Consider the following 22,194-nt stretch of genomic DNA (forward strand, 5'->3'; position numbering starts at 1 on the left):
AATGACCGGACAAAAACTGAGACTTTAAAAATTAAAATTAACAAAATGAGCAACTTAGAACAGAAGAGGTTTCCGATAGGTGAGTACCAACAGCCTGAGAACATCTGCGATATTAAACTTGATGAATACATTAAAGTCATCAAAAACTTTCCTGAAAAGCTTAAAACCTTGATAGAAGACCTCTCTGATGATCAGTTGGACACCCCTTACAGAGAAGGAGGATGGACGGTAAGACAGCTTGTCAACCACATTGCAGACAGTCATATCAACAGTTTTATACGTCTTAAACTGGCATTAACGGAGGATAATCCTACTATAAGACCTTATGACGAGGCCAAATGGGCAGAACTTCAGGACAGTGTGAATATGCCGATAAAACCGGCTATGAGAATGATTAAAGGAACGCACCAGAGATGGGCTGCTTTGCTTAAAACCCTTACCAATAAACAGTTCGAGAGGACTTTTCATCACCCCGAGCAAAATCAGAATTATGATCTGAGAAATTATCTTGCTTTATATGTTTGGCACTGCAACCATCATTTTGCTCACATCGAAAATCTGAAGAAGGAAAAAGGGTGGTAAAAAAGAGTCTGCACGATCCGGTTTATTTTGAAGAGATCATTCAAAGGATTTCCATGCTTAATAAAAACGCTCCGAAAAGGTGGGGGAAAATGAATGTTTCCCAGATGTTAAAGCACTGTGAGCTTGTCCTTAAGGTACCTTTGAGGAAAATTGTACTTCCTCACATTAACGTCCTTTTCCAGACGATAGGAGCAGCGACCAAAATAGAAATGCAGGTCTTTAACAACGGAATTCCCCGAAACATGCCCACTTTTCAAAAACTAATCGTTAATTTTGAATGTGATTTTGATGAATCAAAAACCAATCTGCTGAATACACTGAAGGATTTCCGGACGGCATCTGAACATAAAGAACTTCCGGACCACCACAGATTATTCGGTACAATGACTGAAAAGGACTGGGGATTTTTAGAGTACAAACATCTTGATCATCATTTAAAACAATTTAATGTATGAGTTTTTTTGATAAAATATTCGGAGGAAAAGAAAGCACCCCTGAACGTAAATCTTTCTGGAAAAATATAGAATCTGAGGAAGATCTGGCCCAAGCCATTGAAAGTTCGTATCACCATACAATAGCTATCTTCAAACATTCAACACGATGCTTCATCAGCAAAACGGTATTGAAAAACTTTGAAAGAGAAATAGATAATTTAGATCATAAACTGGATTTATATTACCTAGATTTGCTGGAACACAGAGCGATTTCAAATAAAATATCCAGGGATCTTGAAATCAGGCATGAAAGCCCGCAGCTGATCATCATTGAAGACGGGAAGGTGATCAACAGCGCTTCGCACGAAGATATATCCATAAGCCAGATTGTATAATGAAGAATATCAACACGTATTTAGCTAAAGTACTCAATGTTCCCATAGAAAAAGTGAACATGTGCAGCTTACACTATGAAGTAAAGAAAATACCTAAAAACCAGTTTCTTTTACAGTATGGTGAAATATGCAGGCATATATTCTTTGTAGAAAAAGGGCTTTTAAAGATGTATTCCATCGATAAAAACGGGAAAGAACACATCATACAGTTCGCTCCTGAAAGCTGGCTGATTTCTGACCGAAGCAGTTTATATTTTAACGAAAAATCCATTTACTATATAGAAGCGGTGGAAGACACGGAAGTTTTGTTTCTTCATCCCGATTTCTTCAACAAACTGGTAGAACAGTTCCCGAACAGTATCGAAAGAAGTGATTTCCTGTTGCAGAAACACATCAGAAGTCTGCAGAACAGGATCAATTCTCTATTGGGCGAAACGGCGGAAGAAAGGTATATGAAATTCATCAAAATGTACCCGGATCTTCTTCTCAGAGTCCCACAATGGATGATCGCTTCTTATCTTGGCATCACACCGGAGAGCTTAAGCCGGGTAAGAAAAGAACTGGCCAGGAAAAATTTCGTTCCGGATAAATAATATCAGATCTTTTTCGCAAGATTTCCGACCTGCTGTAGGCAGAGCTTTGTTTCCTCCGTCCATGGTAGTCCGATGCAGAGACGCATGCAGTTTTCAAACTGATCCTGGAGGGTAAACATCCTGCCGGGTGCAATGCTGATGTTTTGTTTAATCGCCAGATCATACAGCTCAGTGGTCCGGATCTTTTTATCAAATTCTATCCAGAGAGACAGACCTCCCTGTGGACGGCTGGTTTTTGTACCTTCAGGGAAATAATCGGCGATGGTCTGCACATAATTCTGATAATTACTCTGAACGGCCTTTCTCATCTGCTGAAGGTGCTTCTCATAACGTCCTGATTTGAGAAAATTGGCAACCGCTTCATTCACAATAGAAATGGAAGAAGTAGAATGAAGCAGTTTAAGTTTCATGATCTTGTCTTTATAACGGCCCGGAGCAATCCATCCGACGCGGTATCCGGGAGCCAATGTCTTTGAAATTGAGCTGCAATACAGAACATTTCCATCCTTGTCAAAAGATTTACAACATTTCGGACGGGTAGAGCCAAAATAAAGATCCCCATACACATCATCCTCAATCAGAGGAATATTATTTTCAGACAGAATTCTTACAATTTCTTTTTTATTTTCATCCGGCATACAGCTTCCCAGCGGGGAGTTGAAATTTGGAATTAATAAACACAGATTGATTTTGGGAATTACTTTTCTCAACGCTTCAATTTCAATACCTGTGGTCGGGTGTGTGGGAAGTTCAAGTACATTTAAGCCCAAACCGTTTGCCAGCTGAAGAATTCCCGGATAACAGGGACTTTCAATGGCTATTGTATCGCCGGGTTTTCCCAAAGCCATAAGACAGAAGGAAAGGGCATTCATCCCGCCATTGGTGGTCACGAGATCATTTTCACTGAGGTTTCCGCCCCATTGAAGGGACCGCACAGCAATCATTCTCCGGAGCTTTAAATTTCCCTGAAGTTCTTCATATTCCGTTCCGCCATCTTTTAATTCGCGGGTGGCATTAATGATCTCTTTCTTTAATTTAGCCTGTGGCAGAAGGTCTCCTGAAGGAATTCCGATAGAGAAGAAAGTGATTCCTTTTTTACCCATATTCTCGTAAACCTTACTGATGAGTTCGTCCGGCTCATTATTATTAGCCATTAGCGATGGGCGGCTCACTTCGGAAAGAGGCAGCTTGACAGACATTAATCTGCTGACAAAATAACCGGACTGCGGTTTGGATTCTATCAGCGACTGGGATTCCAGTTCCAGGAACACACGTTTGGCTGTATTCATGCTTACCTGATGTTCCTGACACATCATTCTTACCGAAGGAAGCTTATCTCCGGCTTTCAATACACCATCCCTGATCTGGGAAGCTATTCCGTCTGCGATCTCATTGTATATAAATTCTCTGTTCATATTTTTGTAACTGTGCTCATGCAAATATACAAAACTGAGACTGTGTTTATTTATTTCATCTTTCTAATTTTGACGTATTAAATAAATAGTACAATGATGACAGATAAAATAGTAGTTAAAGACGAAAGCTTAAACGGATGGATCAACGGTTTTATTGGGGTCGTTCTGTTTAGCGGAGGACTACCGGCAACCAAATTAGCCGTCATGGAAATGAGCCCTATTTTTGTAACGATAGTGCGTGCAGCTGTTGCAGGGATATTAGCTTTGATGGTGTTATGGATTGGTAAAGAAAAACGTCCTGAAAAGAAACAGTTGTTTCCGTTGTTGCTTGTTTCCATTGGTTGTGTGGTAGGTTTTCCGCTTCTTTCTGCGCTGGCCCTTCAGTACTTGACTTCGGCACATTCTATCGTATTTTTGGGAATGCTTCCATTGGCAACTGCTGTATTTGGAGTTTTGCGTGGTGGCGAACGGCCGCATCCTGTATTTTGGTTTTTTTCGGTTGTCGGAAGTCTTTTAGTGATCGGATATGCCGTTTCACAAGGAATTTCAGCTTCCCCTGTGGGCGATGTTCTGATGCTGCTGGCTGTTATTTTATGTGGAATGGGCTACGCAGAAGGGGCAAAGCTTTCCAAAACATTAGGCGGTTGGCAGGTGATTTCCTGGGCGCTGGTGTTGGCTTTACCGCTGATGATTCCTTTATTTTTCATCTATTTTCCCGAAAATATTGAAACAGTGAGTTTTCAGGGCTGGTTTGGAATGGCATATATTTCACTTTTCAGTATGTTCATTGGATTTATATTCTGGTACAAAGGCCTGGCGCAGGGTGGTATTGCCACTGTAGGACAGCTTCAGCTGTTGCAGCCTTTCTTTGGATTAGGCCTTGCTGCATACTTCCTTCATGAGCAGGTAAGCATAGGAATGGTGGTGGTTACTATTGGTGTTATCTTATGTGTTGCAGGAACGAAGAAATTTGTGAAATAATCAAAAATAAAACATTATGATTCTGATCATAAAATGACATTTTGGAATTGAATTATATTTGGACACAACTACAAAATATAATAATTATGAAATACGCTATTTTACTTGTGTCTTTGGGCTTTACTGTAATGAGCTGCAAAAAAGAAACTAAAGTGGATACTTCCACAAAAACAGACAGTGTGGTTATTGATACCATGCCTGCTGATACACTTGCTGCTCCTATGCCTTCCGATACTTTACATATGAAAGACACTGCTGCCAAAGAAGTGGACACTGCAAAAGTGATTAAGAAATAATTTTACCGTCATAGATTTTTAAAACCCGTTTTTGTATTAAAGCGGGTTTTAATATCCTCCGGCTTACTGAGAGGATCGGTTTCGTGTGTTATAATTTCATTTTTTGCTGATATTTTAATTTATGAATAATATTTGTATTGAAAATTCAACTAATAATTTAATTATAATAAATTTTAGTAATTATTTTAACTTTATTTAACGTTTCGTGCAATCGATAAGGTTCAATATTTGCATGCGCTATACAGAACCAAGTTCCCAATGAAATTTTTACTAAGAAAAGATTGAGAAGGATTGTAGAAAACTTAAATAAAAACTATCATGGTTATCGACGAAAATATTTTACATTCAGCGGGGGCGGAAATCAGACATTATAAACCCTCGGACTATCTGTTCAACGAGGGAGAAAGCCCGGTTTATTACTATCAGATCACCCATGGAGAGGTGAAACTGAACAATTACAATGAAGAAGGAAAGGAGTTTATACAGAACATTCTTTCGCAAGGGCAGAGTTGTGGAGAGTCTATTCTTTTCATCGACAAGCCTTATCCCATGAATTCCCAGGCGCTTACGGAATGCACGGTTTTAAGGCTGCATAAGTCTGCTTTTTTTAATTTATTAAACTCATCTGCCAAGTTGTGCCTTGAGATCAGCAGCTTTTTATCACAGCGGCTTTATTACAAATTCATCATGATGCAGAATATATCTTCTCAGAATCCTGAAACAAGACTTAAGGGACTGATGGATTATCTTAAAAGCTTTCACGAAGACGAAAGTCCTTATTCCTATATGGTTCCGTTAACCAGACAACAAATGGCCAGTCTTACAGGATTAAGGGTAGAAACAGCGATAAGAACGATCAAGCATATGGAGAAAAATAAAATTGTTCAGATTAGAGACCGAAAAATTTTATATTAAAAAAGCGGTTTCAATAATAAAATTCCCTATTTTTTATTGAAAATATTTTAAAGAGATACGTATGAAAACAATAAGCTGTATGAATATTGACGAAGAGATGTTATATTCATCGGGAGGAGAAGTGAAAACATATAAAAAAGGGGAACTTATATATAGAGAGGGAGACCATGCTCTTTATTATTTCCAGATCAAAGAAGGAAAAGTGAAGCTCAATAATTATGATGACGAAGGGAAAGAATTTATCCACAATATTTTTGGAGGAAAACAGAGCTTTGGGGATTCATTGCTTTTCGTGGATAAATTTTATCCGACCAATGCCGTGTGTATCAGTCCTGCAGAAATTGTAAGGGTGCCCAAGGACCGCTTTTTAGAGCTGATCAAAAAATATCCTCATCTTTCTTTGGAAATGAATGCGTGCCTGTCTCAAAGACTTTATTTTAAAGCGATTATGTTGCAAAGTATGGCATCATTGAATCCTATTTCAAGGCTAAAGGGACTTCTGGACTATCTTAAAAGTTATCATGATGACAGTTGCGGAAGTTGTTTTCAGATAGAACTGACCAGACAGCAAATCGCCAATCTGGTAGGGCTTCGGGTAGAAACAGTAATCAGAGCTTTAAAAAAGATGGAAAAGGAAGGAAATATTACGATTGAAAACAGGAAAATTGTTTATTAATAGGAATCCATTATGATCCAGGTCATAAAAAAGTGAATTATTTCAGCGTATATTTGAGATATCAAGTTTCGATACAATTCTTAAGACCTCAATAAGGGCAGCATGAAAGCTAAGGCTTTCCGGGTGAGATGATCAGATTCCAAACCGTTGCGGGGTTGCAAACATCATTCCATATTAACTCATAAAAATTCAGTTGAGCATACTGGAGATTTTGGCGACCACTGTCCTGAAAGGTTGAATTGAAATAAGAAAGTTGGTTCAGAATAAACTGTATAAGTTGATCTGAAAACCCAATAAACCACGATACTCAGATATGGACTGTCAGAAAATAGTAAAGACCCTGAAGCACAAAGACTTCATCAAAGTGCCCCATAAAGGAAACTGGTTTGAGGACGGAGCGGCTGTATACGCGAAGGAGATTAAGGATAATATTTTTCTGCTGTTTGTTATTTTAAAAGACATTGAGATTGAAAATATTCAGGCCGTTATTGCCCATTTTGACAGTTTCAGCAGCATAGGACTGAAAGAGCCGGAACAGATTATGTTCTATCTTTCGATCAAAGACAAAGAGGACCTTCATTATTTTGAGAAATATTTAAAGATTTCCGATAACTAATAACCGATGAGCATATGATATTTGAAAACGACACTTTAAAACATTCCGGGCTGAATGATAAAAACAATATGCTGGAGAATGAATCGTTATTCCCCAGCGTTATCAATTCCTACGGAGTCACTGCTTTTCTGATCAAATCATTGGAAAAGATAAAAAACAATGCCAAGTGCGATATTCTGAAAAATGTGATCGACACTTACATCAAAGAGTATATTCTGAATATCCGTGAATACCACGGCGAAAAAACAGTATCTCCAACACCAGTGGATACAGAAATTAAAATTGAAAATTCGTCTTTTACTTTATATGCCAAAACAGCATATTACAAAGTATTAAAAGAAGAAGAATGCCTGAACAGACTCCTGAATACTTTAGAAAAAGACAGGATAGGGACGGAATAAACATCTCATCCATACTGTTTGACTTTTTACCCTTCACACCACCCAAAAAATTGATATGAAAAACGACACCCAAAAGAATAAAAAGTTAGACCAGCTGAATACACACAGTACCTCTAATGAAAATGAGAAACTGACAACCGATCAGGGACTCAGGATTAACAACAATCAGGACTCATTAAAAGCCGGAGACAGAGGTCCCACACTGCTGGAAGATTTCATTTTGAGGGAAAAAATTACCCATTTTGATCATGAAAGAATTCCTGAAAGAGTAGTTCATGCCCGTGGTTCGGGGGCTCATGGGCTTTTTAAGCTTAACAAAAGTCTTAAAGCGTATACCAAAGCCAAATTTTTGAATAATGTAGGAGATGAAACTCCTGTTTTTGTAAGATTTTCAACAGTAGCCGGAAGTAAAGGAAGCACTGATCTGGCAAGAGACGTAAGAGGTTTTGCGATTAAATTTTATACGGAAGAAGGAAATTATGACCTTGTAGGTAATAATGTGCCTGTCTTTTTTATACAGGATGCGATGAAATTTCCTGACCTGATCCATGCCGTAAAACCGGAACCTGACAATGAAATGCCACAGGCAGCTTCTGCACATGACACCTTCTGGGACTTTATTTCGCTGATGCCCGAAAGCATGCACATGATCATGTGGGTGATGAGTGACAGAGCCATTCCAAGAAGTTTAAGAATGATGGAAGGTTTCGGGGTACATTCCTTTAAATTCATTAATGAAGAAGGTAAAGTACATTTCGTTAAGTTTCATTTTAAACCGAAACTGGGAGTGCATTCTGTAGCTTGGGACGAGGCTCAGAGAATATCCGGAGTGGATCCTGATTTTCATAAAAGAGATTTATGGGAAGCCATTGAAAGTGGAGCTTTTCCGGAATGGGATTTCGGTGTACAGCTGATCCCGGAAGAAGACGAACATCTATTTGATTTTGATCTTCTGGATCCTACCAAATTAATTCCTGAGGAAGAAGTTCCCGTAGAAATTTTTGGAACTTTAACGCTGAACAGAAATCCGGACAACTTTTTTGCTGAAACTGAGCAGGTAGCTTTTCATCCAGGACACCTTGTTCCCGGGATTGATTTTACCAATGACCCTCTGCTCCAGGGAAGATTGTTTTCCTATACCGATACCCAGTTATCCAGATTGGGATCACCTAATTTCCATGAGATCCCGATCAACAGATCTGTGAATACCGTTCACAACAACCAGCGTGACGGGCATATGAGACAGCAGATTGTAAAAGGAAAAGTAAGCTATGAACCCAATTCAATCGGAGGAGGATGTCCTTATCAGGCGATGATGTCTGAAGGAGGATTTGTTTCTCAGGAAGAAAGGGTTTCCGGTGAAAAGGTCAGAAGAAGAAGTGAGAGTTTTGTGGATCATTATTCACAGGCCAAATTATTTTACAATAGCCAGTCGGCTCCTGAACAGACTCACCTTCAGAATGCTCTTATTTTTGAACTTTCAAAAGTAACGATTCCGGAGATCCGTGAAAGAATGGTAGGACAGCTTGCTTTTATTGATAAAACTCTGGCTCAGAAAGTAGCGGATAAAGTAGGCGTGAAAGTTAAAAAACTGAAAGAACCGAACCAAAGTATACCGGCAGACGCAAATCCAGCTGAACTTCAGAGCGAAGAAAAAGAGCCTAAAACTAAGATTTCTGATGCGCTGAGTATGAAAGATACGGTTAAAGATACCATTAAAAGCAGGAAGATAGGTTTCATCATAGCCAATGGGACGGACGGAAATGCAATTAATGATTTAAAATCAAAACTTGAATCGGAAGGAGCAAAAGTAGAGCTGATTGCCCCAAGTGTTGCTCCCGTTAAAACCAAAGAAGGATCATCCCTTACGCCGAAACATTCACTTACCAGTATTGCCAGTGTATGCTTTGATGCCTTATACATTGGTGCCGGAGAAAAATCAACAAAAGAACTTATGGCTCCTGAGAACAAACATCATGTGCTGCAATTCATCAATGAAGCTTATAAACACTGTAAAGCCGTCTATTTTGGAGCAGAGACGGAACAACTTTATAACAATAGCAATATAGCCCAGAAAAAGCATGAAGATCCGGCAGTTGTGATCTGGAAAGATAACAATTCTGATCAGCAGTTTATCAAAGCTGTTTCCAAACACAGGGTTTGGGATCTTGAACGGGAAAGAAACGCGTAGATACCACAGACACCTTCACATCACTAAATATTTAAAATTATGGAATTTCAAAAAAATCTTTTAGAATATATCAGCCAGTCGCTTCTGACCGCAGGTGAAACCATCTCGGTCGCAGAAAGTGTTACTTCAGGATGCCTTCAGCTGGCTTTTTCACAGATGCCCAATGCTTCTTTATTTTTCAAAGGAGGGATGACCACTTATACACTGCCTCAGAAAGTAGAGCTTTTGCAGGTTGACAGAGAGGAAGCCCAGGACTGCGACTGTGTATCAGAGAATGTTGCCAAAACGATGGCTCTGAATGTCGCTAAACTCTTTAATTCCGACTGGTCCATTGCCACTACGGGATATTGTACTCCGATAAGAAAATCATTGTACAAAATTTTCGCGTATTTCTCATTTTCATATAAAGGAGAGGTTATTCTCACCAAAAAACTGGAATTGCATCCCAAAACACAGGCTTTGAATGCCCAGATGTATTATACGGAGTTTATTTTAGGTTGTTTTAAAAGTGAGATCAATCAGCTGTTGATTTTAAAATAATTTCATTAAGAAAGTAAGGCAGATCAGTCTCAAAAATTCAGAGATCTACATACTGAATTTAATGTTAAACTTTAAGTTCATTACCATGTCCAAAAAAGGTTTCTTTTACCGTAACAGTTTGAGTATTGTTGTTCTTGGATTGATGCTTATCTGTCTGTTGGGACAGTTTTTTACAGGATGGAAAACGCTGAATAAAGAACTGGCAGAACAGGGAAGCTCTATGCTCAGTCTGGGTGACTATATTCACAGCGGACATTTTATACAGGCTACATTTGAGAACTGGGAAAGCGAATTCCTCCAGATGATGCTGTATATTGTCCTCACTGTTTCTTTAAGACAAAAAGGTTCCAGTGAATCAAAATCTCTGGAGGAAAAAGAAGACGTGGACAAAGAACCGCACCCTCATGCAAAAGCTCCATGGCCGGTTAAGAAAGGCGGAATGTGGCTTGCTCTATACAAACATTCCTTATCCTTAGCATTTGCCCTTTTGTTTCTGGCAAGCTTTGGAATGCACTTTTATGGCAGTCTCAAAGACTATAATGAAGAACAGATGGTAAAGCATGAACCCACGGTTTCCGCTATGCACTATATATCAGACTCCCGGTTTTGGTTTGAATCTTTTCAGAACTGGCAAAGTGAATTTCTGGCGGTTTTCTCTATTGTTATTCTCTCTATTTGGCTTCGTGAAAAAGGATCGCCTGAATCTAAGCCGGTAGATATGGCACATGATGAAACGCCTTAACTTACTTTTTTTACTTTAGGTTTAGATTTCATAATGGCATAATAAGAAGAGGTAAACGCTGATAAACTCTGGTAACCCACTTTGTAAGCGATCTGGCTTAATGTAAAGTTTCCGGTATCGATAAGCTCAATACTTTTCAGAATTCTTACAAGCTGATGGTATTTCTGAAGGGTAATTCCCGTTTCATTCTTAAATATTCTCTGAAGACTTCGGACAGACATTTGAGCCTTTTCTGCCAGTTCATCAGCATTCAGGCTGTATTTAAAATTGGTATTGATATACGTACAAACGGGAATGAGTCTTGCATCCGACGGAACAGGGATTTCAAGATAACTACTTTCTCTGCAGAAATTGGGTAGACTTTTCAAAATGGCTTTAAAAAACAGATCCTGCTCTTCATCTTCTTCTATCAGCTGATTCCACTTGGAAGCATACAAAAGCATTTCCTTCAAAACGGGTGGAACTGCAAAAACATGAACATTCCGGTAGAAATCATCCTCAAAAACAGTTTTAAATAAGAAAACCATCAGATTGACCGTTTTTGCTTCTGAAGAGATTCTGTGGGCCTTTCCTGAGGGAACCCAAATCACATGATACTGAGGCACAAGATAGATCTTCCGATCAATATGGAAATACTGATAACCTTCTTCCACAAAGGTAAGCTGAGCACGTTGATGGGCATGTTCATGATCATCATGCTTCCAGTCTTTTTCACTCCAGACATACGCTTCTTTTCCGATGGTATCTACAAATCGGCTGTCACTCTGTTCCGTTAAACCACATTTTATGATGTCGTTCTGCATAGAATTTTTGGCAAAGTTAATAAAAACGACAATACTAATTTTGTATGGTAATTATTTATCTATTAAAAATGAAAAAACTAAGTACGGTTTTTGTATTAATTTTATTATTAAAAATCACCACAATCATGGCACAGGAAAATAAATCTAAAATACTGGTCCTCATTCATTCGGATAATGGAGGAACCTATGAATTGGCTAAAGAAATAGCAACCGGCATCGAAAGCAGCAAAAATGCTACGGCGGTCATTAAACAAGTCAAAGAATCACAAAACTCAAAACTGAAAAATATCCCTGTAGCATCGGTGGAAGAATTGCCTTCTTATGACGGGATCGCTTTTGGATCACCCATTTATTTCGGGAATATCAGTACAGGAATGAGTGAATTCTTATCGAAGACCGTTAATTTATGGACCAATCATGCGCTGGAAGGAATGCCCGCAACCGTTTTTATGTCTGCAGGAAGTGGTGCAGGAAAAGAACTGGCGCTTAATGCATTCTGGAATACGTTAGCCGTTCATGGAATGGTATTGGTTTCCAACGGAATCAGAGGAACTGAAAGTATTAATAAAGCGATTCCTCAGGGTAATACGGTTTTAGGCGTGACAAGCATGGCTTCACTGAAAGATGTGGAAAGACCCACAAAAGATGAACGCGCGCTGGCAGAACTTCAGGGAAGTAATTTTGCTAAAACAGCTTTAGCTTTAAAAGGAACATTCAGCAAAAAAGTGACAGCAGTTGCTCCTGTAGAAAAATCCGAAGATATCAACGCTCTATTGAAACAGAAAAACATTACCCTTCCAAAAGTTCCCCAGCCAGCTGGAAATTATAAGCCTTATGTACGTTCCGGAAATCTGGTATTTATCAACCAGGTGGCTTTAAAAGACGGAAAAATTTTAAACCCGGGAAAATTAGGCGTTGAAGTAAATGAACAACAGGTTAAAGAAGCTACAAAAGCTACGATGCTGAACGTTATCGCCGTTTTAAAAGAAGCGGTAGGCGGTGATCTTAATAAAGTAAAACAATGTGTGCAACTTACAGGAATCTTTAATACAAAAGATGATTATACAAAACACGCAGACCTTATGAATACAGCTTCAGACCTGACGGTAGAAATCCTGGGAGAAAAAGGGAAACATGCGAGAGCGACTCTGGGAGCTTCCTCTATTCCTGTGAATTCTTCGGTGGAAATTCAGGCTATTTTTGAAGTGGAATAAATCACTTATAAATCGATACAAATCTGCTTTATTTGCTTAATCTGCGGGAAAAATGAACTGAGAACTTCATTTTAATCTCTCGCTGATCTGGCAAATAGAGCAGATTTTTTTATTTCTGATTACCTTCTAAATATTCAATAGGGATGGGCTTTAGCCCATCTGAACAATAGGAAACTCCTTACAATGGCTTTAGCCAAAACCACTAAATGTAGAATTTATTTCATTTTAATTTCTCGCAAATTTGGCAGATAAAGCAGATTTTCATTTCTAATTACACTCCTAAATATTCAATAGGGATGGGCTTTAGCCCATCTAAACAATAAAAAAACTCCTTACAACGGCTTTAGCCAAAACCTGGAAATATAAAATTATTTTATCCGGCCTGTATGAAATTGCAGAACTTTTGAAATGATTTTTATACTATCCTCCAACTGTTCTTCGGAAAGAGATCCATAACTAAGTCTGAATCCGTTGATAATACGATCAGAACTGTATTGCTTTGGATGGATGATGTTGATGCTTTTTTCAAGCAGTGAAGCCGTTATAGCATCCCAATCCAGATTTTCTTTCGGGACAATCCAAAAGGCAAGACCTCCTTCAGGAAGTGTAAAATCGGCGACATCTTTCAAGTGCTTTTCTAAAAAACTGTTCACCAGATCCCTTTTATTTCTGTAATGGACGGTGGCTTTTTTAATGTGCTTTTTAACAGTACCTTCTTTAATGAGCTGCAGTACGGCTTGTTCCATAATGACATCACCCTGAACATCAATAATCTTCCTCAAGTCTCCTATTTTTTGAATCAAATTAGGATCTTTGGATGCCAGATAGCCGATCCGCAGGGCAGGAGCCACTACTTTACTCAGTGTACCCACATACACATAGCTGTTGAGTTCATCAAAGCTGGAAACCGGAAGGATAGGGCGGTATCCAAAATGAAACTCATTGTCATAATCATCTTCAATGATGGTCATTCCATGTTTGTTGGATAATTCAATTAATTCCAGTCTTCGTGCTAAACTTAAAGTAACCGTTGTAGGATATTGTCTGTGAGGCGTAATATAAATCGCTTTTACATTTTTATTTTCTGTTAAAAGCTTTTCAATGTCTTTAGTAACAATCCCTTCTTCATCTACTGCTGCCGGAAGAAGTTCTGCCCCGGCATATTCAAAGGCTTTCCAGGCGGGTTTGTACCCCGGATTTTCTACAATAACCTGATCTCCGGGTTTTAACAGACATTGAGCGGTCAGAAACATCGCCATCTGGCTTCCCCTCGTGATTGAAATTTCATTTTCATTGATATGCATTCCCCGCTGGTGGTTCAGCATCTGGGAAATGGTTTTCCGGAATTCAATATCGCCGTGTTCATTGCCGTAGCCCATCATCTGCCACTTTGCTTTCCTGTTAAAGATTTGGCGGTAAGCACGGGCGAGTTCTGTTACGGGCGCTATTTTACTGTCGGGATGACCATCATCAAAATTGATCATAGGCTTGCTTAAAGCGAACGAAGCCTCTTCAGCCTCAGGATCCCTTATGCTTTGCCTTTCCTGTACAACTGGAAGTTTGTCAGATACGAAGATTCCTTTTCTTTCTTTGGAGATCACCCATTCTTCATTGATGAGCACCTGATAGGCTTCCACCACCGTATTTCTGTTGATCTTCAGCATTAAAGCAAGATTTCGGCTTCCGGGAAGTGCATCCCCGGCATTGAGTCTTCCGGAACGTATATCCGCAATGATGGTATCCGCGATCTGCAGATACACGGCTTTTTCAAGCTCTTTATCTATTTCAAGTTCTAATTTCCAAGGACGAAGCATCTGGACTACCTGTTTATGTAAAAACTGAATCATTTAAACAGTCCAAAGATAAGGTAATTTTGTCATGCAATAACGCACAAACAATTAAAATTTAAAACATCATGGACAAAAAAGATTTCAGTTCAAAAGACTTTCACGAAACATTCGCAAGACCAAAGTACGTAAAACCCAGCCATTTGATTCATAAAAATGTAGAAAATGCAGGGGAGCACAATCAATTTTCAACGGAAAGAAAGCACCCGGTTTTCTTTGTAGACCTTCCAAGCAAAAATGTAAGTATGACGATTGGTGGATTAACTCCGGGGCAGCAGACCAATAGACACCGTCACACGTATGAAACGGTACTGTATGTAATCGAAGGGAAAGGATGGACAGAAGTAGAGGACGAGAGAGTACATTGGGAAGCAGGAGACGCAGTTTATATTCCTTCCTGGGCTTGGCATAAACACCAGAATCTTAGTGATACAGAATCTGCAAAATATTTAGCCTGCGAAAATGCTCCACAGCTTCAGAACTTAGGCGTTGCACTGAGAGAAGAAGAAGGAAGAGACCTGTAGAATTCGAAGGTTAAGATTAAGTCTAAGGATAAGATTTAGGGGTTAGGTGGATTCAATTTAAGATTCAGAAGAAAGCTTTGATCGGCTTCATTCATATCCAACCAAACACTTTTTAAATAGGAAATAAAGAATTTTCCCTAATCCCTAATCCCTAATCCCTAATCTCAGTTATCATTTAATTTAAAAAAATAAAACATGAAAAATGTTCCATTCAAAGGCATTATTGCTTATCCCATTACGCCTTTTGACCAGAATGAGAAAGTAGATATTCCTCTTTTTAAAAAACTTGTAGAAAGACTCATCGTTTCAGGAAGCCACGGAATTGCTCCGTTGGGAAGTACAGGAGTAATGCCCTACCTGTCTGATGAAGAAAAAGAAGCGATCACAGAAGCCTCAATACAACAGACTAAAGGAAGAGTGCCCACATTGGTAGGGGTATCCAACCTTACCACAGAAAAGACTGTTCATCATGCTCAGTTTGCAGAAAAAGCAGGTGCCGATGCTGTGATGATCATTCCAATGAGCTACTGGAAGCTAACCGATGACGAGATCGTAGCCCATTATGACGCAGTAGCCAGTAAAATTTCAATTCCTATCATGGCTTATAACAATCCGGCAACCAGTGGAGTAGATATGTCTCCGACACTTTTGAAAAGGCTTTTGGAGATTTCCAATGTTACTATGATCAAAGAAAGTACGGGAGATATCCAGAGAATGCATTATCTGAGAAAAGAACTGGGGGAGGAAACGGCCTTCTACAACGGATCCAATCCATTAGCGCTGGCTGCATTCACTGCCGGAGCAAGAGGCTGGTGTACTGCGGCACCCAATCTGATTCCTGAACTTAATGTTGGTTTGTATAAAGCTATTGAAGAAGGGGATCTGGAGAAAGCACAAGAAGTTTTCTACAGACAGTTTGATCTTTTAAAATTCATCGTGAACAAAGGCCTTCCAAGAGCGGTAAAAGCAGGTCTGAATATTTTAGGTGAAGAAGGAGGAAGCTTAAGAAGCCCGCTGAAACCTCTGTCCGAAAAAGAAACGGAAGAACTTAGAAGTATCATTAAAACCTTGGTCAATTAATCAATTTCAGGGTATGTGAAAAAGTGAAAAAAAATGGAGGCTTAGGCTCCCGAAGTCACCAGTTTTTTAATGTCAGTTTAATATTTATGTTGTAGAAAAGTTGGCTGAGGAAATCCTCAGCCAACTTTATTTTATACGACGGCATTTCCTTCTACGCCATCGGAGTTATTGGTTTTAATGCCTGTTAGCGCTGAAGCTACAAAACTGAACAGGCTGACCAGTTTTCCTGCTTTGGTATCCCAGTAGTACGTTTCTTTGGGTTCTACACGAATGATACTTACATCCGGATCATCTTTTCCGTCAAACCATGCTTTAGCCATTGGCGACCATTTTTCTTCAATCGTAGCTTTGTCCTTATAAACAGAAGCCTGTCCATAAACCGACAGATATTGAGAATCGCTGTTGTTCATAAAGAAAAGCTGTACGTTCCGGTCATCTTTGATCTCAAAATTCTTATTGCTGGTTGCACTGCTGATGAACCATAGATTTCCGCTGTCATCCGTTTCCTGAAGCGTCATAGGCCGGGAATTCAGAGGTGTGGTTCCGAGTTCGGTACAGAACATACATATTCTTGCCTTTTCAGACAGTTCCTGGATCTTTTTAATGGCCTCGAGGTGGGTTAAATTTTTTGTTGACATAATACTATATTTTAGTGATTGGAATTTTAGAATAGAAATGCAATACAGCATTTGTTGCCTTGTTTAGTTCAAAAATCTAACCAAAAAGGATATTTCTGTAAAAAAATACTCATTAAATATACCAGTTTACCACAGTTTTGTTTGTTTACAAAATGATTAGAATGAAGATACGGATAGATTTAAGTCGGAAAAAAGACTTGTGCTCGTCAGAAATAATTATTTTTGTTGGTAGAACCTCTCTCAAAAGGGATTCGAACCATTTCAATACGATAAAATCTGATGGAGAACTACGCAGTCATTTTAGTGATCATGGCCTTAATGATCGGGATATCCGGTTTGGCGGGTAAAATAAAAATCCCGGTACCGATGCTGCTTTTAATAGTTGGCATTATGATCGGTTTTGTTCCTGCAATGCCTGAAATTGAGATCAATCCCGAGATCATTATGCTGCTTTTTCTGCCACCGCTTTTGTACGATGCGGCCTTTAATATTTCTTTTCAGCAGTTTAAAACCAATATCAATACCATCGGGACACTGGCTATAGGACTGGTATTTTTAACGACAGCCGGAATTGCAGTTATTGCGTATTATTTAATTCCGGGAATGACCTGGCCACTGGCTTTTGTATTGGGTTCTATTCTGTCCGCTACGGATGCTGTAGCTGCGGTTGGGGTCACAAAAGGATTGGGGCTGTCTCACAGAACCATGACGATTCTGGAAGGGGAAAGCCTGATCAATGATGCTTCGGCTTTGGTTGCGTATCGTTTTGCAGTAGCTGCAGTTACGGGAATTACCTTTGTTACGTGGAAAGCCTCACTGGAGTTTTTTGTCGTTTTAGGAGGCGGTCTTTTGGTCGGGTGGGTTATTTTTAAAGCATTGGCTCTTACCATCGGTTTCTTTCGTAAGGATGCGATGGTGGTGAACAGCTTGATTCTTCTCATGCCTTTCGTTACTTATCTTATTGCAGAACATTTCGGAGTATCAGGCGTGATTGCAGTGGTTGTGCTCGGTTTGGGAATGTCTAAACTGAGCAGAAATAAATTTCCGGATCACGTGAAGGAGCAGTCCAGAAATTTCTGGGACATCATTATTTTCCTTCTGAATGGATTGATATTTTTATTAATCGGTCTGGAATTTCCGATTATCCTCAAGAAAATACCTCATATTCAGGTCTGGACTTATGCCGGATATGCTGTCGTTATTGTACTGGTGACTTTACTGATCAGAATGGCAAGGGTCTATTTGCAGCAGTTTAATCTTCAGAAAGCCTTTCAGGGAAAAAGAAAAATCAGCGAAGAAGCTTTATTTGATTCCAAAACAAGCTTTATCATTACCTGGTCAGGGATGCGTGGCATTGTTTCATTAGCCATTGCGCTGGGTCTTCCGGCCACATTAAATGACGGTGAACCTTTTCCCTTACGTAGTGAAATTGTCTTTTTATCCATAGCGGTTGTGCTGATTTCGCTTTTAGGACAGGGACTTACCTTACCGTGGATTATAAAAAAACTTAAATTATAATCATGCAGATTTCTCCCCCCAAACAGTTAGCCAACTACATCAAGCACTATATCTTCTTAGAAAATCCGGAAGATATGACTAAAAATCTGCGCTTATTTGCTGATGGAAATACAGGCTTAATCATCTCTTCGGATATGAATATGCGTGACGGGCAGGATAGCAATCTGCCATTATCCTTTTTTTACGGGCAGCCTACCAAGTATAAAGATTTAAGTACAAAAGGTCGATTTTCCTTACTGGCAGTCGTTTTTCAGCCTTATTTTTTCAATCTGCTGTTTGATGTGGCTGCCAAAGACATTAAAAATGAAATCGTTTCGGCTTCGGATATTTTAAAAGATCAGTTGCTGCCATTTCAGGAAAAGCTGGACAATAAAGAAGATCCGCAATCCATAATAGCGGCCCTGAATACCTATTTCACGAAGCTAATTTCAAAAAAAAACAATCCGGATTCATGGCTTATGAAGGTTCAGCAATATATGCTTCAAAACAAGGGAGCTTTATCTCTGAAAGAACTGGAACATTTCACAGGATATTCTGAGCGCCATCTTGAAAGAAAGTTTGAAGAAAACATCGGCATATCCCCCAAAAAATACAGTACCATTATCCGTCTTCATCATTTTTTAAGTCTGATGAAAAACAGTACAGATCAGAACAGCATTGCCAGTCTTTCCTACGAAGCAGGATATTCAGACCAATCCCATCTGATCAGGGAATTTAAAAATACAATTGGATTGACACCCGGTCAGTATCTGAAAACTGAAAATAAGCTGGCTGTGAATTTTATCGAAATTCCGTTTACCTAGTGAATGTCGGTTTTGTACAATCTTTGGATGTTTGTGCCTGCTAGCTTTGCAGAAAAAAAGAATGGACAATCTCAAAGTTTCCACCGCCCAGTTCGAAAATAAAAGCGGTGACAAAGAATATAATCTATCAGTTATAGAAAAATTAGCTGCAGAAGCCGCTTCAAAAGGATCACAAGTCATTGTTTTTCATGAATGTTCAATTACAGGCTACACTTTTGCCCGAAATCTGACCAAAGACCAGCTTCTGGACGTCGCAGAATTCATTCCTGATGGAAAAAGCATCCAAAGATTGCAGCAAATTGCAACGAAGCATGATATTACTGTTTTGGCAGGATTATTTGAAAAAGACGAAAATGATCATATTTTCAAGGCTTACGTTTGTGTAGATAAAACAGGACTGAAAGCCAAATACAGAAAACTTCACCCATTTATCAATCCAAATCTAACGCCCGGAAACGAGTACTGTGTTTTTGAAATTCATGGCTGGAAATGCGGAATACTAATCTGCTATGACAACAATATCGTTGAAAATGTAAGAGCTACGAGACTTTTAGGGGCAGATATTATTTTTATGCCGCATGTGACGATGTGTACGCCTTCCACAAGGCCGGGAGCCGGATTTGTAGATCCTGAATTATGGCAGAACAGAGAAGCTGATCCTACATCACTCCGCCTGGAATTTGACGGAATGAAAGGACGCGACTGGCTGATGAAATGGCTGCCTGCCAGAGCTTATGACAACGGAATTTATGCTGTTTTCTCCAATCCGATCGGGATGGATGATGATCAGTTGAAGAATGGTTGTTCGATGATCATTGATCCTTTTGGAGATATCGTTGCGGAATGCCGTTCGTTCGATGACAGTTTTGAAACTGCTGTTTTTACGCCTGAAAAACTTACCCAGGCCGGTGGAAGCCGATATGTAAAAGCGAGACGACCGGAACTGTACCGTGACATTATTGGTAGGGAGCATCATTCTGAACAGAAAGTAGTTTGGATGAAGGATCGTGCTATATAGTCTGGAAGCTGGAAGAGGGAGGATGGAAGTTAACCATGTCAAGGTTTTAAACCTTGACATGGTTATTGCTAGAAGTTCAATCTCAATAATGACCAACTTCCTTACTTTATCAATCCATGAAGATCAGTCCAGGCACCGCCGTTATGCACATGCTTAAATCCTCTTTCTTTTAAAATATTTTCAGCTTTTACGCTTCGAAGTCCGTGGGAACATACCGTGATATACGTTTTTTCACGATCCAGTTCAACATATCTTTCTCTGATGGTTCCCAAAGAAATATTTACTGAGCCTTCAATATGTCCCATTTCATATTCTTTCTCGGTTCTTACATCGAGAATGATAGCCTCTTTTTTAATCAATTGATCCAAGCCGTCATCTAAAGTCTGATATTTGTAAATTCGGTATAAGACATAGATGGTTAGTGCTGCTCCGAAAAATATCAGTATCGTTTTCATAGTTTACTCAGAATTTTGCTGTCAATATAAAAAGTCCCGAAAGGAATAAAACAAGCGAGAATCACTTTCCAGGTGGTTTCCTTAAACTTCCAGTGCTGCTCAACGCCTACGCTTAACGTATTAAACAGGAAAAGGAGAAATAAAGTTCCGTGGATGGGTCCCATCATCTTAACAAGTGCAGGATTTCCAAGCCAGTATTTCATGGGAACGGCAATGAATACGAGGGTCAGCAGAGAGATTCCTTCCAGAATGGCCAGAATTCTCAGGCGTCCGATTTTTGTTTTTAATAAATGTATCATAATTATCTGAAATAAGGTCTGTTGACAAAAGGAGAAAACGGCCAGGGAATCGCTATAAAAATAACAGCAAGAGCCACTGCGAACCATATAAGCATCGTTTTGAATTTTTGCCGGTCTGTAGGTTTTCTTTTGGCTAATGCGGAACCAATCGTAATCAGTACAATAGCGGTAATCATAAGGGAAATGTGAATCAGTCCGAAAAAAAGCAGGTCCAGAGATTCTTTGGCTTCACTGAAATTCTTCCAGAAATACTTAACGATTGGACTTTTAACATAGAGAATGGTCCCTAATATCAGCTGGATATGAGCAATGGTTGCTGTCCAGTGTCTGACTGAGTCATCTGTGTTGGAAAATGTTTTATGATGAAAATATCCTCTATAAGCTCGCCATAAGGCATAAACAAGGCTTAATAAAACGATCCACCGGAATGTGGAGTGCAAAAAGGTAAGGGTCTGGTACATGGATGACTTTTTTGAACGCACCAAAGATATAATAAAAACATACCAACTAGTATGTTTTTTAAGAAAAAATTATTCCAGTGATTGAAAATAATTCTTAAGTCCTTTTAAATAAATAAGATACACCGACTTTGAATTCTCCAGTTTTCCTAAATTTCTTACGCCCCAATACCCGGACATCACAAAAACGGCCACTTCTTTGGCATCTACCTGTTCTTTTACCGAACCTTCTTTCTTTCCGTTTTCGATACAGGTGATCATCGCATTTTCCCAGCGTTCTGCAAGCTCGTTCAGTGCTCTGGTAAAATCCATATGCCAGGGAGCCATTTCCTGGGTTAAATTGGAAGTAGGGCAGCCGTATTCAACCTTTAGGAGATCGTTCTCCATTAAGATCCCGTAAACCAGCTGATAAATACTTTCCAACGGATGATCCGTATTTTCGAGAGGTTCAATAAAAGTGCTTCTGAAGTTGGTTTTCAGAAGTTCATTGATGATGGCTAGTCCCATTTCATCTTTCGTTTTAAAATGGTAATAGAAGGCCCCTTTTGTCACCTGTGTAGTGGCAATGATCTCATCAACGCTGGTGGTTTTATATCCTTTCACATAGATCAGTTCAAAGGCTTTCTGGAGGATATTCAGGCGGGTGGCTTCCGATTTTTTCATTGGGATAACTGGCTTTATTGCAAAGGAACGGAATTTTTGTTCAAAAAAACAAACTATCATTATTCTGATAGTTTGCTAGAATTTAACTTATTTTTAT

At 39.3% G+C, this 22,194-nt stretch carries 27 protein-coding genes; 19 read left to right on the top strand and 8 right to left on the bottom strand.

The window, feature by feature from the left end; translation table 11 throughout:
* The first annotated feature begins 45 nt into the window (after positions 1 to 45).
* The 4 genes from BUA72_RS15035 to BUA72_RS15050 are packed head-to-tail and all read left to right on the top strand — an operon-like array spanning position 46 to position 2,004.
* Positions 46 to 582: a YfiT family bacillithiol transferase gene (locus BUA72_RS15035; protein ID WP_047455725.1), complete on the top strand. Its 537-nt coding sequence runs from the start codon at positions 46 to 48 to the stop codon at positions 580 to 582.
* Complete coding sequence (locus BUA72_RS15040; RefSeq protein ID WP_228407888.1) at positions 576 to 1,037, top strand: DUF1569 domain-containing protein; 462 nt, start codon at positions 576 to 578, stop codon at positions 1,035 to 1,037. Before BUA72_RS15035 ends, BUA72_RS15040 begins: the two co-directional genes overlap by 7 nt.
* Positions 1,034 to 1,411: a bacillithiol system redox-active protein YtxJ gene (ytxJ, locus tag BUA72_RS15045; RefSeq protein ID WP_047455723.1), complete on the top strand. Its 378-nt coding sequence runs from the start codon at positions 1,034 to 1,036 to the stop codon at positions 1,409 to 1,411. Before BUA72_RS15040 ends, ytxJ begins: the two co-directional genes overlap by 4 nt.
* Positions 1,411 to 2,004 (top strand): Crp/Fnr family transcriptional regulator, encoded by a 594-nt coding sequence (locus BUA72_RS15050; protein WP_034730236.1) that lies wholly within the window; start codon positions 1,411 to 1,413, stop codon positions 2,002 to 2,004. The genes ytxJ and BUA72_RS15050 overlap by 1 nt, the downstream gene beginning before the upstream one ends.
* Positions 2,005 to 2,006: 2 nt before the next feature.
* On the opposite strand, the gene BUA72_RS15055 is transcribed toward BUA72_RS15050, so the two are convergent.
* The gene (locus BUA72_RS15055) at positions 2,007 to 3,419 is read right to left on the bottom strand and encodes an aminotransferase-like domain-containing protein (RefSeq protein WP_072923658.1); all 1,413 of its coding nucleotides are present in this window, start codon (positions 3,417 to 3,419) and stop codon (positions 2,007 to 2,009) included.
* A 93-nt stretch (positions 3,420 to 3,512) separates the two neighbouring features.
* On the opposite strand from BUA72_RS15055, the gene BUA72_RS15060 reads away from it, so the two are divergent.
* The 9 genes from BUA72_RS15060 (at position 3,513) to BUA72_RS15100 (ending at position 10,777) form a co-directional block, all read left to right on the top strand.
* Positions 3,513 to 4,400 carry a DMT family transporter gene (locus BUA72_RS15060; RefSeq protein ID WP_139259622.1) on the top strand — a complete coding sequence of 296 codons (888 nt, stop codon included), beginning with the start codon at positions 3,513 to 3,515 and terminating at the stop codon, positions 4,398 to 4,400.
* A gap of 86 nt (positions 4,401 to 4,486) precedes the next feature.
* The gene (locus tag BUA72_RS15065; protein WP_047455719.1) at positions 4,487 to 4,696 is read left to right on the top strand and encodes a hypothetical protein; all 210 of its coding nucleotides are present in this window, start codon (positions 4,487 to 4,489) and stop codon (positions 4,694 to 4,696) included.
* A 318-nt stretch (positions 4,697 to 5,014) separates the two neighbouring features.
* Positions 5,015 to 5,611, top strand: a complete 597-nt coding sequence (locus BUA72_RS15070; RefSeq protein WP_072923661.1) for a Crp/Fnr family transcriptional regulator — start codon at positions 5,015 to 5,017, stop codon at positions 5,609 to 5,611.
* 61 nt (positions 5,612 to 5,672) lie between these two features.
* The gene (locus tag BUA72_RS15075; RefSeq protein WP_228407889.1) at positions 5,673 to 6,287 is read left to right on the top strand and encodes a Crp/Fnr family transcriptional regulator; all 615 of its coding nucleotides are present in this window, start codon (positions 5,673 to 5,675) and stop codon (positions 6,285 to 6,287) included.
* Between the two features lie 313 nt (positions 6,288 to 6,600).
* On the top strand, positions 6,601 to 6,903 hold the full coding sequence (locus BUA72_RS15080) for a hypothetical protein (RefSeq protein WP_047455716.1): 303 nt from the start codon (positions 6,601 to 6,603) through the stop codon (positions 6,901 to 6,903).
* A 14-nt stretch (positions 6,904 to 6,917) separates the two neighbouring features.
* Positions 6,918 to 7,304: a hypothetical protein gene (locus BUA72_RS15085; RefSeq protein ID WP_047455714.1), complete on the top strand. Its 387-nt coding sequence runs from the start codon at positions 6,918 to 6,920 to the stop codon at positions 7,302 to 7,304.
* A gap of 55 nt (positions 7,305 to 7,359) precedes the next feature.
* Entirely contained in the window at positions 7,360 to 9,495 is a 2,136-nt protein-coding gene (locus BUA72_RS15090; RefSeq protein WP_072923662.1) for a catalase, read from the top strand.
* Positions 9,496 to 9,534: 39 nt separating this feature from the next.
* A complete protein-coding gene (locus BUA72_RS15095) occupies positions 9,535 to 10,035 on the top strand; it encodes a CinA family protein (RefSeq protein ID WP_047455710.1) in 501 nt (166 codons plus the stop codon).
* A 61-nt stretch (positions 10,036 to 10,096) separates the two neighbouring features.
* A complete protein-coding gene (locus BUA72_RS15100; RefSeq protein ID WP_228384079.1) occupies positions 10,097 to 10,777 on the top strand; it encodes a DUF6766 family protein in 681 nt (226 codons plus the stop codon).
* Here the strand turns inward: BUA72_RS15100 and BUA72_RS15105 are convergent.
* Entirely contained in the window at positions 10,774 to 11,580 is an 807-nt protein-coding gene (locus BUA72_RS15105; protein WP_072923663.1) for a helix-turn-helix domain-containing protein, read from the bottom strand. The two genes, BUA72_RS15100 and BUA72_RS15105, sit on opposite strands and share 4 nt — an antisense overlap.
* Before the next feature lie 68 nt (positions 11,581 to 11,648).
* Between BUA72_RS15105 and BUA72_RS15110 the strand changes: the two genes are divergently transcribed.
* Entirely contained in the window at positions 11,649 to 12,794 is a 1,146-nt protein-coding gene (locus BUA72_RS15110) for an Atu1372/SO_1960 family protein (protein WP_072923665.1), read from the top strand.
* A 368-nt stretch (positions 12,795 to 13,162) separates the two neighbouring features.
* On the opposite strand, the gene BUA72_RS15115 is transcribed toward BUA72_RS15110, so the two are convergent.
* Positions 13,163 to 14,608 (bottom strand): MocR-like pyridoxine biosynthesis transcription factor PdxR, encoded by a 1,446-nt coding sequence (locus BUA72_RS15115; RefSeq protein ID WP_072924123.1) that lies wholly within the window; start codon positions 14,606 to 14,608, stop codon positions 13,163 to 13,165.
* Positions 14,609 to 14,709: 101 nt separating this feature from the next.
* Here BUA72_RS15115 and BUA72_RS15120 point away from each other — a divergent pair, with 101 nt between their 5' ends.
* Complete coding sequence (locus BUA72_RS15120; protein WP_034730275.1) at positions 14,710 to 15,165, top strand: cupin domain-containing protein; 456 nt, start codon at positions 14,710 to 14,712, stop codon at positions 15,163 to 15,165.
* A gap of 195 nt (positions 15,166 to 15,360) precedes the next feature.
* Positions 15,361 to 16,245, top strand: a complete 885-nt coding sequence (locus tag BUA72_RS15125; protein WP_072923667.1) for a dihydrodipicolinate synthase family protein — start codon at positions 15,361 to 15,363, stop codon at positions 16,243 to 16,245.
* A 131-nt stretch (positions 16,246 to 16,376) separates the two neighbouring features.
* Here the strand turns inward: BUA72_RS15125 and BUA72_RS15130 are convergent, their stop codons facing one another.
* Positions 16,377 to 16,883 (bottom strand): pyridoxamine 5'-phosphate oxidase family protein, encoded by a 507-nt coding sequence (locus tag BUA72_RS15130; RefSeq protein ID WP_047455696.1) that lies wholly within the window; start codon positions 16,881 to 16,883, stop codon positions 16,377 to 16,379.
* Positions 16,884 to 17,162: 279 nt separating this feature from the next.
* Here BUA72_RS15130 and BUA72_RS15135 point away from each other — a divergent pair, with 279 nt between their 5' ends.
* From BUA72_RS15135 to BUA72_RS15145, 3 genes are all read left to right on the top strand, one after another.
* Positions 17,163 to 18,401, top strand: coding sequence for a Na+/H+ antiporter (locus BUA72_RS15135; protein ID WP_072923668.1), 1,239 nt, complete (start codon positions 17,163 to 17,165; stop codon positions 18,399 to 18,401).
* A 2-nt stretch (positions 18,402 to 18,403) separates the two neighbouring features.
* Entirely contained in the window at positions 18,404 to 19,204 is an 801-nt protein-coding gene (locus BUA72_RS15140; RefSeq protein WP_072923670.1) for an AraC family transcriptional regulator, read from the top strand.
* 61 nt (positions 19,205 to 19,265) lie between these two features.
* Entirely contained in the window at positions 19,266 to 20,222 is a 957-nt protein-coding gene (locus tag BUA72_RS15145) for a nitrilase family protein (protein ID WP_072923672.1), read from the top strand.
* Positions 20,223 to 20,323: 101 nt separating this feature from the next.
* Here BUA72_RS15145 and BUA72_RS15150 read toward each other — a convergent pair whose 3' ends face one another.
* From BUA72_RS15150 to BUA72_RS15165, 4 genes are all read right to left on the bottom strand, one after another.
* On the bottom strand, positions 20,324 to 20,677 hold the full coding sequence (locus BUA72_RS15150; protein WP_072923674.1) for a rhodanese-like domain-containing protein: 354 nt from the start codon (positions 20,675 to 20,677) through the stop codon (positions 20,324 to 20,326).
* Positions 20,674 to 20,976 carry a DUF3817 domain-containing protein gene (locus tag BUA72_RS15155; RefSeq protein WP_072923675.1) on the bottom strand — a complete coding sequence of 101 codons (303 nt, stop codon included), beginning with the start codon at positions 20,974 to 20,976 and terminating at the stop codon, positions 20,674 to 20,676. The genes BUA72_RS15150 and BUA72_RS15155 overlap by 4 nt, the downstream gene beginning before the upstream one ends.
* A 2-nt stretch (positions 20,977 to 20,978) precedes the next feature.
* On the bottom strand, positions 20,979 to 21,437 hold the full coding sequence (locus BUA72_RS15160) for a hypothetical protein (RefSeq protein WP_072923677.1): 459 nt from the start codon (positions 21,435 to 21,437) through the stop codon (positions 20,979 to 20,981).
* A gap of 69 nt (positions 21,438 to 21,506) precedes the next feature.
* On the bottom strand, positions 21,507 to 22,097 hold the full coding sequence (locus BUA72_RS15165; protein ID WP_072923678.1) for a TetR/AcrR family transcriptional regulator: 591 nt from the start codon (positions 22,095 to 22,097) through the stop codon (positions 21,507 to 21,509).
* Between the last annotated feature and the right edge of the window lie 97 nt (positions 22,098 to 22,194).

The sequence above is a fragment of the Chryseobacterium sp. OV279 genome (genome assembly GCF_900128945.1).
Taxonomy (GTDB): Bacteria; Bacteroidota; Bacteroidia; order Flavobacteriales; family Weeksellaceae; genus Chryseobacterium.

What these genes read in the sequence shown, in the direction of transcription:
- BUA72_RS15085 (WP_047455714.1), top strand. Translation starts at nt 6,918, where the DNA reads ATGATATTTGAAAACGACACTTTAAAACATTCCGGGCTGAATGATAAA.
- BUA72_RS15150 (WP_072923674.1), bottom strand. Translation starts at nt 20,677, where the DNA reads ATGAAAACGATACTGATATTTTTCGGAGCAGCACTAACCATCTATGTC.
- BUA72_RS15145 (WP_072923672.1), top strand. Translation starts at nt 19,266, where the DNA reads ATGGACAATCTCAAAGTTTCCACCGCCCAGTTCGAAAATAAAAGCGGT.
- BUA72_RS15065 (WP_047455719.1), top strand. Translation starts at nt 4,487, where the DNA reads ATGAAATACGCTATTTTACTTGTGTCTTTGGGCTTTACTGTAATGAGC.
- BUA72_RS15095 (WP_047455710.1), top strand. Translation starts at nt 9,535, where the DNA reads ATGGAATTTCAAAAAAATCTTTTAGAATATATCAGCCAGTCGCTTCTG.
- BUA72_RS15155 (WP_072923675.1), bottom strand. Translation starts at nt 20,976, where the DNA reads ATGATACATTTATTAAAAACAAAAATCGGACGCCTGAGAATTCTGGCC.
- BUA72_RS15075 (WP_228407889.1), top strand. Translation starts at nt 5,673, where the DNA reads ATGAAAACAATAAGCTGTATGAATATTGACGAAGAGATGTTATATTCA.
- BUA72_RS15050 (WP_034730236.1), top strand. Translation starts at nt 1,411, where the DNA reads ATGAAGAATATCAACACGTATTTAGCTAAAGTACTCAATGTTCCCATA.
- BUA72_RS15100 (WP_228384079.1), top strand. Translation starts at nt 10,097, where the DNA reads ATGTTAAACTTTAAGTTCATTACCATGTCCAAAAAAGGTTTCTTTTAC.
- BUA72_RS15135 (WP_072923668.1), top strand. Translation starts at nt 17,163, where the DNA reads ATGGAGAACTACGCAGTCATTTTAGTGATCATGGCCTTAATGATCGGG.
- BUA72_RS15160 (WP_072923677.1), bottom strand. Translation starts at nt 21,437, where the DNA reads ATGTACCAGACCCTTACCTTTTTGCACTCCACATTCCGGTGGATCGTT.
- BUA72_RS15080 (WP_047455716.1), top strand. Translation starts at nt 6,601, where the DNA reads ATGGACTGTCAGAAAATAGTAAAGACCCTGAAGCACAAAGACTTCATC.
- BUA72_RS15035 (WP_047455725.1), top strand. Translation starts at nt 46, where the DNA reads ATGAGCAACTTAGAACAGAAGAGGTTTCCGATAGGTGAGTACCAACAG.
- ytxJ (WP_047455723.1), top strand. Translation starts at nt 1,034, where the DNA reads ATGAGTTTTTTTGATAAAATATTCGGAGGAAAAGAAAGCACCCCTGAA.
- BUA72_RS15055 (WP_072923658.1), bottom strand. Translation starts at nt 3,419, where the DNA reads ATGAACAGAGAATTTATATACAATGAGATCGCAGACGGAATAGCTTCC.
- BUA72_RS15110 (WP_072923665.1), top strand. Translation starts at nt 11,649, where the DNA reads ATGAAAAAACTAAGTACGGTTTTTGTATTAATTTTATTATTAAAAATC.
- BUA72_RS15060 (WP_139259622.1), top strand. Translation starts at nt 3,513, where the DNA reads ATGATGACAGATAAAATAGTAGTTAAAGACGAAAGCTTAAACGGATGG.
- BUA72_RS15070 (WP_072923661.1), top strand. Translation starts at nt 5,015, where the DNA reads ATGGTTATCGACGAAAATATTTTACATTCAGCGGGGGCGGAAATCAGA.
- BUA72_RS15120 (WP_034730275.1), top strand. Translation starts at nt 14,710, where the DNA reads ATGGACAAAAAAGATTTCAGTTCAAAAGACTTTCACGAAACATTCGCA.
- BUA72_RS15165 (WP_072923678.1), bottom strand. Translation starts at nt 22,097, where the DNA reads ATGAAAAAATCGGAAGCCACCCGCCTGAATATCCTCCAGAAAGCCTTT.
- BUA72_RS15115 (WP_072924123.1), bottom strand. Translation starts at nt 14,608, where the DNA reads ATGCTTCGTCCTTGGAAATTAGAACTTGAAATAGATAAAGAGCTTGAA.
- BUA72_RS15140 (WP_072923670.1), top strand. Translation starts at nt 18,404, where the DNA reads ATGCAGATTTCTCCCCCCAAACAGTTAGCCAACTACATCAAGCACTAT.
- BUA72_RS15105 (WP_072923663.1), bottom strand. Translation starts at nt 11,580, where the DNA reads ATGCAGAACGACATCATAAAATGTGGTTTAACGGAACAGAGTGACAGC.
- BUA72_RS15125 (WP_072923667.1), top strand. Translation starts at nt 15,361, where the DNA reads ATGAAAAATGTTCCATTCAAAGGCATTATTGCTTATCCCATTACGCCT.
- BUA72_RS15130 (WP_047455696.1), bottom strand. Translation starts at nt 16,883, where the DNA reads ATGTCAACAAAAAATTTAACCCACCTCGAGGCCATTAAAAAGATCCAG.
- BUA72_RS15090 (WP_072923662.1), top strand. Translation starts at nt 7,360, where the DNA reads ATGAAAAACGACACCCAAAAGAATAAAAAGTTAGACCAGCTGAATACA.